This window comes from Caldisericota bacterium (genome assembly GCA_034717215.1).
Classification (GTDB): Bacteria; Caldisericota; Caldisericia; order Caldisericales; family Caldisericaceae; genus UBA646.
The window spans coordinates 1-11,163 of sequence record JAYELD010000062.1; the positions used below are offsets into that span (position 1 = coordinate 1).

Here is an 11,163-nt window from a genome sequence, read left to right on the forward strand (position 1 = left end):
AAAGGTGCTGACATTGAAGGGGCAATAAAGGAAATCGAAGAGATGGTAGGATTATCAAGAGATGAAATTTTGCAGATTAGCGCAAAATTGGGCACCGGTGTTGATGATTTAATAGAAGCAATAATTGAAAAAATTCCACCTCCTCATGTAAACAGCAATGCGTCACTTAAAGCACTTGTGTTTGATTCGCACTTTGATATGTATAAAGGTGTAGTGGTGTATGTAAGAATAATGGATGGCACGATTCGATCAGGTGATAAAGTTAAATTTATGTCTTCAGAAAAAGAATTTCAGGTGGAAGAAGTAGGTGTGTTTAAATTAAAAATGGAGCAATGCGATGAACTTACGAGCGGTACGGTGGGTTATTTTACCGCAATTATAAGGGAACCTCTGGATGTGCTTACTGGAGATACCGTTACAACTGTGGCTAATCCTACCTCAGCAGCTATTTTAGGATTTAGAAAAAGTGTACCGATGGTGTTTGCAGGTTTATATCCTTTAAATACTAATGAATTTGAATCGCTTAAAAAATCTCTTGAAAAACTTCATTTAAATGATCCTGCGTTTACATTTGAACCAGAAAGTTCGCAGGCACTGGGTTTTGGATTTCGATGTGGTTTTTCTGGTTTACTACACCTTGAGATTACAATTGAAAGACTTAAAAGGGAATTTGGACAGGAGCTCATAGCAACAGTACCAAATGTAATATATGAGGTTGTTTTGAGAAATGGGACAGTGTTACAGATAGATAGTCCAAACAAATTTCCCGATCCATCGAAGATAGAAGAAATTAGAGAGCCGATTGTAGATGCGTCTCTTATGTTGCCTCCGGAATATATTGGTAATGTTATGGAGCTTGCAAAAGGGAGGAGGGGGCAATTTATAGATATGGTTTATCCTGAATCAAAGAGGACAATTCTAAGGTACAAAATTCCATTGCAGGAGATTATTGTAGATTTTTTTGACACTCTTAAATCTGTGACAAGAGGGTATGGTACACTCGATTATGAATTTAAAGGACTTAAAGAAGCGGATCTTGTGAAGGTTGATCTTTTAGTGAACAAAGAGTCTGTAGATGCGCTGTCATTTATTGCACACAGAGAAAAGGCTGATTATGTGGCACGGCAATTATTGAGGCGTATGCGAAAAGTTATTCCCCGACAGATGTTTGAAGTTGCATTACAAGCAGCCATCGGCAGTAGAATAATTGCGAAAGAGCGTATTGTGGCATATAGGAAAGATGTTTTGTCCAAATGTTACGGGGGAGATGTTACAAGGAAGCGGAAACTTTTGGAAAAGCAAAAACTTGGCAAAAAGAAAATGAAACAAATTGGTCGGATTCAACTTCCTCAAGAAGCTTTCTTTTCAATATTATCAGTGAAGAGTGATAGAAAAAAATAAAGGCATTTCTATCTATATCCATATACCTTTTTGTTTAAAAAAATGTAATTACTGCGATTTTGTATCTTTTAATTTCAAAAGAGACGAGGTTCGCAAATACGTAGAATATCTTAATAGAGAGATTTCTTTTTTTAGTAAAAAAAATGGTTTAAATAATTTTCTTGTTTCCACAGTATATTTTGGAGGAGGTACGCCTTCGCTTCTTACTGTGAGCGATGTGAAAAGTATTTTATTGACAGTGTGGAGGAATTTCAAGCTATTACCGTCTGCCGAAATTACTCTTGAGGCAAATCCTGAATCTATTGAAGTAAAAAAGTTCAGAGAATTTCGTACATTAGGAATAAATCGTATAAGTATGGGCGCTCAATCTTTTAATGATACTACGCTAAAACTATTGGGAAGAATACATAATGCAGATGAAATTTATAAAAGCTTTGCATCTTTACGAGAAGCCGGTATTAACAACATAAACATAGACATTATGTTTGCTCTGCCAGGGGAAACTATTAAAGATTTAATGCATTCCTTGAAAGAAACAGTAAATCTTGGCCCAGAGCATATTTCTTTTTATTCTCTGCTTATTGAAAGGGGTACTTTGTTTTATAGGAAAAGAAAAGTTCTTCATTTTCCCGGTAACGATGAAGAGGCGGAACAATACAGGATGGGTATAGCTTTTTTAGAAAACAGTGGCTATAAACATTACGAAATATCTAATTTCTCAAAGAATAATTTCCAATGCAAACACAATGTAACTTATTGGAAAAACTTGCTTTATCTTGGTTTTGGAGTAGCCGCGGGAAGTTATTATAAAAGAAAAAGAACAAGAAATGTTTTAAAACTGGATAATTATTATAAGAAACTTGATGACAATACTTTACCAATTGGTTTATATGAACACTTAAAGGGTAAAAAGGCAAAGGGCGAGCACATCATGATGAATTTAAGACTTTTAGAAGGCTGCGACAAGCATCTTTATTACGTAAGGTTTGGTAGTTTCCCGGCGAATGATTTTGTGGGAGAGATTGAATTTTTGTTGCTGAATGGATTAATTGAAGAGGATGAAAAGTGCATTCGTCTTACAAAAAGAGGAGTGTTTCTGGCCAATATAGTGTTTGAGCGGTTTATTGCTTTGTAGCTGGATTTATTTTTTATAAAGAAATTAATTTTTGAATGATTTATTTATACATTAAAGGAGTTTGCGTATAACCATTGTATCTTGCCTGAGTTGAAAGAAAGTAAATAAGTCTATATAATAAAAAGATGAAAGAAAAGATTAATGTTGTAATTGTAACAGGATTAAGTGGAGCTGGAAAGACAAAAACAATTGGCACTTTAGAGGACATTGGATATTTTTGCGTAGATAATTTGCCACCCAGTCTTATATCTCCTTTTATTGAGCTTTGTGAAAAAACAGAGGGCAAAATAAACAAAATAGGCATAGTGGTAGATGTAAGAAGCGGAGAATTCCTGGATCTTTTGCCTGAAGTGGTTCTTAAATTAAGAAAGGATACAAGATTCTTGACAAAAGTAATCTTCCTCGAGGCGTCTAAAGACATTCTAATAAAAAGATTTTCTGCAACGCGAAGAAAGCATCCAATTCAAGAAATGGCTACTATCCAGGAGAAGATTGAAGAAGAAAGAAAGAGGTTATATGCAATAAGGGCAACTGCAGATTATATCATTGAAACTTCTAATTATGCTTTAAAGGACTTAAAAGAAAGAGTTGTATCTGCGCTTTCTTGTGTTACTTCCGACCTTATAAATTTGTCCATTGTAACGTTCGGATATAAATATGGTGTTCCATTGCAGGCCGATATTGTTATTGATGTACGTTTTATACCAAATCCATTTTATATAGACCGGTTAAGCCGGCAAGATGGAAGGAGTAAAGAAATAAAAGATTTTATTCTTTCTTTCCCTGGAACGAAAGAGTTTATTGACAGGATTGAAAACCTTTTTGATTTTCTTCTTCCAAACTATATAAAAGAAGGAAAGTCTTATCTTACAATTGCTTTCGGATGTACAGGTGGCAAACACCGTTCTGTTGCAATAGGTGAGTTATTTGAAGATTTCTTGAAAGAAAAACACTATTCTGTAACTATTATTCATAGGGATGTGGAAAAATGAAAGGATTATCGAAATCTACCAAGTTTAGGTGGCTTTTACCTGGAGTACGGATAAAAAGATATTTATTTACTATCTTTTTGGGGATTGCACTGCTAACATATGGGTTTGTTGTTGTCTATCTTAATGTTGCGCGTAGCAATTTATATTCCTGGAGAAATATTTTTCTCTTGAATCTTTCCGAAGAAATTCCATTTGGCAAATTTGTTATTCCAATAGCTGGCATTCTATTCTTTGTTTTTGCAGTGTCATTAATTGTTGTTGGTATAAAAGAACTTCTTTCTTCAATTTCTACTGCGCTTGTCCCCGATAAAGACCCGAAAGAAATTATGGACATAGTCTTTGGGGAGAGAAAAGAGGGATTAAAGAAAAGAGTAGTTGTAATTGGTGGAGGCACAGGCACTACTTCTGTTCTTTCTGGTTTACGAGATAAGTTTGTTAAGATTTCAGCAATCATTACGGTGGCAGATACTGGCGGTAGTTCTGGAATATTACGGAAGGAGTTAAAAATGCCTCCCCCGGGCGATATTCGCAACTGTCTTATTGCTTTATCAGAAGAGCGTTCTTTTATATCACGACTTCTCTCTTTTAGATTCCGCAAAAAGGGCTCTTTTTTAGACGGACACAACCTTGGCAATATTCTTATAGCTGGTCTAACAAAAATGACTGGTGATTTTGGAGATGCAGTGCTTTCTATGAGCAAAATTTTATCTATAAATGGAGAAGTGATGCCTTTTACTACAGAAGATATTACACTGTGTGCGGAATTTGAAGATGGAAACATTGTGAGGGGAGAAATTGAAATTACAAATTATCGTGGTAAAATTAAGAGAATTTTTATTGAACCAGAGAGTGCAAAGCCATATATTAGGGCCCTGGAAAGAATTTCTCAAGCCGATGTCATTGTGATTGGGCCTGGAAGCCTTTACACTAGCATTGTGCCTCCATTGCTTCTTCCATCAATAGCTGATACGGTACGACGAAGTAGAGCAAAAAAAGTATATGTATCCAATATAATGACGGAACCCGGTGAAACGGATCATTTTACTGCATATGATCACATAAAAGTAATAACTGATATCCTTGGAGATAACGTAGTAGAATATGCACTGTTAAACAAGATGGAATTAAGTAATACTGTGGCGAAGAAATATATGGGTGCTGGTGCAGAAGTTGTAGAGCCAAATATTTCTGAGATACAAAAAACAAAAATAAAATGCATAGTAAAAAATTTTACACTTGAGAGAGGTGATGTAGTACGACACAATCCGGAGAAATTAGCAGAAACCATAACAAATATCATGGCGGGGAAAGTTTAAACGTTCAGTGCAAAAATGAACTTGTGCATATGTTTGGCGAAAAAAGAGGCGAATTCATAGGTTTTCTTTTATCGAACGGGAAATTCTCTTATTCGACTGATGCGACAAGCTTGCTTTTTAGCTCTCACGAAATATCAGTGGCACGAAAAGCTTTGGTTCTTGCTAATGTATTTCCTGTGCAGAGGGATTCGGATATTTTACAAAAAGAGAGTGATAAATTTACATTAGAATTTAAGAACATAAAAAGTGAGTTTCAAATTAAAGAATTATTGAAAGAGGTAAGTAAGGGTAGTAAAGAATTTAAAAAATCTTTTTTGAGAGGAGTATTTTTAGGTTGTGGAATACTTTCTGCTCCTCCCTACCATCATCTTGAGATGAACATTGAAAAGGAGTTTGAGAAAAAATTTGTAGCTGAAACGTTATTAAAATTTGATATAAAATATTTTATAAAAGGTGATAAAATTTATATTAAGGGGAGAGAAAATATAAAGAAATTTATGTACACAATAGGTTCTTTGTCAGTATTTTTGCTTTTGGAAGATGATGCGGTAGAAAAAGCTCTTTCGAACGAAATAAACAGGAAAGCTAATTTTGAGTATGCAAATTTAAGGAGACAGTCAAACGCAGCGTTAAAGCAGGTAGAAATATTAAAGGAACTTAGAAAAAAAGGAAAGCTTGATAAACTTCGTGATGATTTGAAAGAAGTTGCTTTACTGAGATTACGGCATCCTTATGCTTCTCTTACCGAGCTGTCTCGACTTTCCTTAAGCCATTTATCAAAACAAGCTATATATTACAGACTTAAAAGGATTTTAAAAAATTATGAATGACAAAAACACACAAAAAATTAAAGGAAAGCTTTCATTTGTGCCTTACCTTGCGCTAAGGGCAAGGCTTTTTTCTATGAATAATATTGAAGTAAATGAATTTATTAACGAATTATTTGAATCTAATCCTTTTATAGAAGAAGGGAAGTATGTTCCCGTTAGCGAAGTGGACGAAAATTATCTTAAGACAAATACAGAGGATATGTATGCGTTTCTTATACATCAATTCAGGATGCTTAAAATGCGCGACAAAGAGAGGAAAATAGGAGAATTTCTTATCAGTAATTTTACAAAAGAAGGTTATTGCAACATTTCTTTGAGTATGGTAGCGAAGAAGTTTAATGTGAAAGTCCAAGAAGTAGAAGCAATTCTTAAAAAGATTCAGGCTGGCAGTCCTTCCGGTATCGGCGCAAGAAATCTTTCCGAGTGTTTTATACTTCAATTAGAACGTAAAGAGAGCAGCGTTAGCACTAAAGTTAAGCATATTATTAATAACCATATTGAAGAACTCGCGAAGGAAAAATATAAGGAAATTTCTAAGAAAGTTGGCATAAATATTGATACTCTCAAGGAACTTAGAGTTAAATTGATTTGCTTGTGTCCCTCTCCTGGCTTAATGTTTGCAGAAGTGAAGGGAAAAAGAAATATTCCTGATATCATTATAGAAACAGATGGAGAGGCATTAAATGTATATTTAAATAAAACGTCTCGCAGAGAAATTGTTGTAAATCAAAAGTATAAGAAAATGCTAAGTGAGGCAACTGATCCAAAAACGATAAAATTTTTGCAGGATTTTTTTCAAAAAGCAAAATGGGCGAAGATGTCAATCGAAGAAAGGGACGAAAGGCTTTTGAATATAGGACGCTCTATTGCAGAAAATGAAAACGATTTTTTAAAGGGCACCCGGTTATATCCTAAAAAAATGAGTATAGAAACGTTCTGCAAAACGACCGTTAGTTCTCCTTCTGTTATTTCGCGCCTTGTTCAAAACAAATATGTTGCTACACCCCGGGGTATTTATCCTTTACATTTTTTTGTGCAAAGAAAAAATGTTCCTTATAACGAGGAGGAATTAAAAGAAAAAATTAAAAAAATTATTTCCTCTGAAGATAAACGGTTGCCGCTTAGCGATGGCGATGTGGTGAAAAAATTGGCTGCCATGAAAATTAACATTAAACGGAGGACTGTAACTAAATATAGGAATATTCTTGGTATTTCTCCTTGCAGCAAAAGAAGGTTGACTAAGTAGATATTTTTTATAGAATAACAAAAACATATTTAGGAGGTAGCAATGACTAAAATTGCAATAAATGGTTTAGGCAGAATTGGAAGACAAGTTTTTAAAGAAATATTTGATAATTTTCCGGAATTGGAAATTGTAGCGGCAAATGATCTTTTCCCTTGTGAACAGCTGGGATTTCTTCTGAAATATGACTCCAATTACGGGACATGGCATAGAGACGTTAAAGTGGGCAATGCAGAAGATAGATTTATTACTATTGACGGCAAAAAGATTTCGATGTTTGCAGAGAGAGATCCGTCAAAGCTCCCATGGAAAGATTTGAGTGTTGATATTGTCATTGAAGCAACAGGTGTTTTTAGGACAAGAGAAAAAGCAATGTTACATATTAATGCGGGTGCAAAAAAAGTAATTATAACAGCTCCTGCAAAAGGCGAGGATATTACGATTGTATTGGGAGTGAATGAAAAATTATTAAACCCGGAGAAGCACAGCATCATATCTAATGCATCTTGCACAACAAATAGTATTGCCCCTGTAATAAAAGTTTTGCAGGATAAAATTGGTATTAAAACGGGATATCTGACAACTATTCATTCATACACGGTTGATCAAAAACTTCTTGATTCTCCCCATAAAGACTTAAGAAGAGCAAGGGCAGCTGCGATGAATATAGTACCTACTACAACTGGTGCCGCAAAAGCGGTTACTCTTGTAATTCCCGAACTTAAAGGCAAGATGGATGGTATGGCTGTGAGAGTCCCTACTCCTACGGTTTCGATGTCTATTTTTGATGCTGTAATGAATAGAGAAACAACGATTAAGGAAATAAATAATATGATGAAAGAAGCACACGAAACATATATGAGAGGCATCCTTGGGTACTCGGAAGAGCCTCTTGTATCTATGGATTATAAGGGCACTATCTATTCAGGTGTTGTTGATGCTCTTTCTACGCAGGTTATTAATGGTAATTTTATGCATGTTGTGAGTTGGTATGATAATGAATGGGGGTATTCCACAAGAGTAGCTGACCTTGCAAAGCTTTTATCTGAAAAGAATGGATTTTAAATAACAAAAGGAGGATGTAGATGCGCAAAAAAGGATTAAAAGATGTAGATGTAAGAGAGAAGAGAGTATTGGTAAGAGTAGATTTTAATGTACCTTTGAGCCCTGATGGGGATATTCTTGATGATTTTAGAATTAAAGCAGAAATTCCAACTATTAACTATTTGCGCGAAAATAATGCAAAAGTCATTTTGATGAGTCATCTAGGGAGGCCTAAAGGGAAGGCGGTAAAAAAACTCCGCATGGATCCAATCGCAAAAGAACTCTCTAAACTCCTTGGAATCCCGGTTAAAAAATTGGATGCTTGCATTGGTGAAGAGGTAGAAAAAGCTATCACCGATGCTGATTATGGGGATGTTATTCTCCTTGAAAATTTACGGTTCCATCGTGGAGAGGTTGAAAATGATAATGAATTTGCAAAAAAACTTTCTTTACTTGCTGACCTATATGTAAACGATGCTTTTGCTGCTGCGCATAGAGTAGCTGCATCTAACGTTGGAGTAACTGCTTTTCTTCCATCTGTTGCAGGATTTTTAATGGAAAAGGAAATTATTGTTCTCTCAAAACTGCTTTATGCTCCGGAACATCCTTTTGTGGGAATACTCGGAGGTGCAAAAGTTTCTGACAAAATTGGCGTAATAAACAATTTAATGAATACGGTTGATGAGTTTTTCATTGGCGGAGGTATGAGCTTTACTTTCTTGAGAGCCAATGGATATGATATAGGATACTCTCTTTGTGAAGAGGATGCAATCTCTACTGCGCGTCAGATTTTAGAAAATGCTAAAAAAAGTGGCGTAAAAATTACTCTGCCTGCCGATGTTCTTTCTGTGCCCGAGGTGAAGGAAAATTCACCTGCTCACATTGTGGATATCGAGGATATTCCTAGGGATGGGATAGGAGTGGATATTGGACCAAAAACTGTAAAAATTTTTGAAAAAAGGATTCAAGATGCCAAAACAATTGTATGGAATGGGCCATTAGGTGTTTTTGAAATTGAAGCGTTTGCAAAGGGTACTTATGAGATGGCCAGGTTTCTTGGGACATTAAAGAACAAAACGATTGTTGCGGGCGGAGGAGAAACGGCTGCCACTCTCCAAAAATTTGGCGTTGATAAACAAATATCGCATGTTTCTACGGGCGGAGGCGCATTTCTTAAATTTCTTGAGGGACATTCTCTCCCTGCAATTGAAGCAATAGAGGATCAGAACTGAAAATTCTTTTTGGTTCTATTGAAATAAAATCACAATTTAATATAATGTGAACTGAAAGTGAGGGTATGATGACAACGATAGCAATTATAGCAATTAGTTTGGACTTAATTTTTGCAATAGGAGCAATCCTGTCCATTTTGTTTATGAGCCCTAAGGGGTCAGGACTGGGTGCGATATCCGGCGGTGCAACAGTTTTTCATTCAAGGGCTACTAAGGATGTATTACTTGACAAACTTGCAACGATATTTTCTATTGCATTTGTAGTTACTTCTCTATTTTTAGCAGTATTCAAGGTATTTTAGTTATAGATAAAGCGCCGGGGTGGCGGAATTGGTAGACGCGTGCGTTTAAGGGGCGCATGTGGTGACACGTGTGGGTTCAAGTCCCACCCCCGGTACCAACTTTAAGAAATGAAGGGCGGATAGTTCAGCGGTAGAACGCTTGCCTTACACGCAAGAAGTCAGAGGTTCGAATCCTCTTTCGCCCACCATGGCAAATAAGTGCCGAGATAGCTCAGCTGGTAGAGCAGTGGACTGAAAATCCTCGTGTCGGCGGTTCAACTCCGTCTCTCGGCACCACCTTAAAGGTTCAATGATTTATTCTTGATGGAAGATTTAAATCTTCTTAAGATCTGATAACTTTTTGTATAAACTCTTTTATTCGTTCAAACAGCGTTTGTTTTTTTTCAGTTGTTTTTTGCTGTGTTTTTTTAACCGGTTTTTCTACGTTAGTGAATAAGCTTGGAGTAGTTTTGCTGTGCACAAGAAAATCATATAATTTTATCATCTGCCTAAATTCTTCTATTAATTGTTTTTCTGTGTAAGAGTTCAAGGTCTTAACGCTATAATATTTTGCAAAAATATTTCCCATTTCGTAGAATGATGCTAATTCTGAATGCGATTTTGTTTCTAAATCTATTTTTGTTTCCGGAAACATTTTTGGCACGCCGCCAATTTTATTTATGTAGGTTGTTGCTCTATTTTTTAAAACCTTTTCCAGGTGTTCTTCATGCATTTCTTTCATTTCTGCTGCTCCCTGCATTAATGAAAGATATATCCCATTCATATTTTCTCTGAATAGATAAACAATATAATATCCCCTTTTGGGAGTTGTTGTAATATTGATATCTATCGTTGCAACCCAGGGGCATTTTGCCCATCTTCCTTTTCCTGCAGAGCCCTCTACTTTATATTCATCGGGGTTTTCAAGTAGACTAACTAAATATTCCGGTATATCTTTTCTTAACAATGTGGCTATTGGATGTTTTGCGATTGGCTCTTTGCTGGCGACTTGATACTCGTTCAGTACTTTTAAAAATCCTTCTTTTAACATTTCTTCCCCTTATTATTTTGTACTTACTAACCACAAGCAATTTTTCATTGCCGTAGATACTGAAGCTAATTTTTTGTCTTTTTCGGATTTGCCTCTTGATTAATTTTATTACATCTTTGAAAAAAATCAAAAATTTATAGGAGAATTTTTATTTTCCATGATTTGTATGAAGCTATAATCAATGTCAATAAATTAAAATGAGATCTATAAATAATTATTTAATATTTAAACGAACTTTTTCCGATAAATTCTCTCATTATAGATGTAGGTGGAATTTCATCTGCGGTGATATATACAAAGTGAGAAAGGAAGTTGAGCAGGCGCAGTGCTTCAGCATATTCTTCTTGCTTGTAATTTATTGCTTGCAGTGCAACTTCTGCATAATGTTTTAGTACTGCTAATTCATATACCACTGCGGAATTAAACACAACATCTGCGTTTTCCTGAAACGGAAAAATATAATTTTCTTCGCCTTTTGTTACAATCGGCCATCTTCGTAGCGTTTCCGAAGCAGATATTCTTCGGAAGAGACTATCGCGCACAATTCTTCTTATAAGGCGTGTGTCTCTTGTAGGGATTCTGTTAATACTGTCGATATTCAACTGAGTGAGCGCACTTACATATATCCTGAATTTTTC

11 protein-coding genes and 3 tRNA genes are annotated in these 11,163 nt (G+C 35.5%); 12 read left to right on the forward strand and 2 right to left on the reverse strand.

The features are described 5' to 3' along the window. From lepA to U9Q18_02645, 12 genes are all read left to right on the forward strand, one after another. Positions 1 to 1,401, forward strand: a 1,401-nt coding sequence (lepA, locus tag U9Q18_02590; GenBank protein MEA3313247.1) for a translation elongation factor 4, incomplete at its 5' end; no start/stop codon positions are given. Continuing rightward, positions 1,385 to 2,536 carry a radical SAM family heme chaperone HemW gene (gene hemW, locus U9Q18_02595; protein ID MEA3313248.1) on the forward strand — a complete coding sequence of 384 codons (1,152 nt, stop codon included), beginning with the start codon at positions 1,385 to 1,387 and terminating at the stop codon, positions 2,534 to 2,536. The genes lepA and hemW, both read left to right, overlap by 17 nt. A gap of 125 nt (positions 2,537 to 2,661) precedes the next feature. After that, a complete protein-coding gene (gene rapZ / locus U9Q18_02600; protein ID MEA3313249.1) occupies positions 2,662 to 3,528 on the forward strand; it encodes an RNase adapter RapZ in 867 nt (288 codons plus the stop codon). Continuing rightward, positions 3,525 to 4,844: a uridine diphosphate-N-acetylglucosamine-binding protein YvcK gene (gene yvcK, locus U9Q18_02605; GenBank protein MEA3313250.1), complete on the forward strand. Its 1,320-nt coding sequence runs from the start codon at positions 3,525 to 3,527 to the stop codon at positions 4,842 to 4,844. The genes rapZ and yvcK overlap by 4 nt, the downstream gene beginning before the upstream one ends. 29 nt (positions 4,845 to 4,873) lie before the next feature. After that, a complete protein-coding gene (gene whiA, locus U9Q18_02610) occupies positions 4,874 to 5,674 on the forward strand; it encodes a DNA-binding protein WhiA (protein ID MEA3313251.1) in 801 nt (266 codons plus the stop codon). Next, a complete protein-coding gene (locus U9Q18_02615; protein ID MEA3313252.1) occupies positions 5,667 to 6,920 on the forward strand; it encodes a hypothetical protein in 1,254 nt (417 codons plus the stop codon). Before whiA ends, U9Q18_02615 begins: the two co-directional genes overlap by 8 nt. Before the next feature lie 42 nt (positions 6,921 to 6,962). Further along, positions 6,963 to 7,982: a type I glyceraldehyde-3-phosphate dehydrogenase gene (gap, locus tag U9Q18_02620; protein MEA3313253.1), complete on the forward strand. Its 1,020-nt coding sequence runs from the start codon at positions 6,963 to 6,965 to the stop codon at positions 7,980 to 7,982. A gap of 20 nt (positions 7,983 to 8,002) precedes the next feature. After that, a complete protein-coding gene (locus tag U9Q18_02625; GenBank protein MEA3313254.1) occupies positions 8,003 to 9,193 on the forward strand; it encodes a phosphoglycerate kinase in 1,191 nt (396 codons plus the stop codon). A gap of 65 nt (positions 9,194 to 9,258) precedes the next feature. Beyond that, positions 9,259 to 9,495: a preprotein translocase subunit SecG gene (secG, locus tag U9Q18_02630; GenBank protein ID MEA3313255.1), complete on the forward strand. Its 237-nt coding sequence runs from the start codon at positions 9,259 to 9,261 to the stop codon at positions 9,493 to 9,495. Between the two features lie 13 nt (positions 9,496 to 9,508). Next, positions 9,509 to 9,593, forward strand: a tRNA-Leu gene (locus U9Q18_02635). A gap of 15 nt (positions 9,594 to 9,608) precedes the next feature. Then, positions 9,609 to 9,683: transfer RNA gene (locus tag U9Q18_02640), tRNA-Val, on the forward strand. Between the two features lie 12 nt (positions 9,684 to 9,695). Next, positions 9,696 to 9,771, forward strand: a tRNA-Phe gene (locus U9Q18_02645). A 46-nt stretch (positions 9,772 to 9,817) separates the two neighbouring features. Here U9Q18_02645 and U9Q18_02650 read toward each other — a convergent pair. Then, positions 9,818 to 10,525, reverse strand: a complete 708-nt coding sequence (locus U9Q18_02650) for a DUF3578 domain-containing protein (GenBank protein ID MEA3313256.1) — start codon at positions 10,523 to 10,525, stop codon at positions 9,818 to 9,820. A gap of 218 nt (positions 10,526 to 10,743) precedes the next feature. Then, positions 10,744 to 11,163, reverse strand: a 420-nt coding sequence (locus U9Q18_02655; protein ID MEA3313257.1) for a nucleoside kinase, incomplete at its 5' end; no start/stop codon positions are given.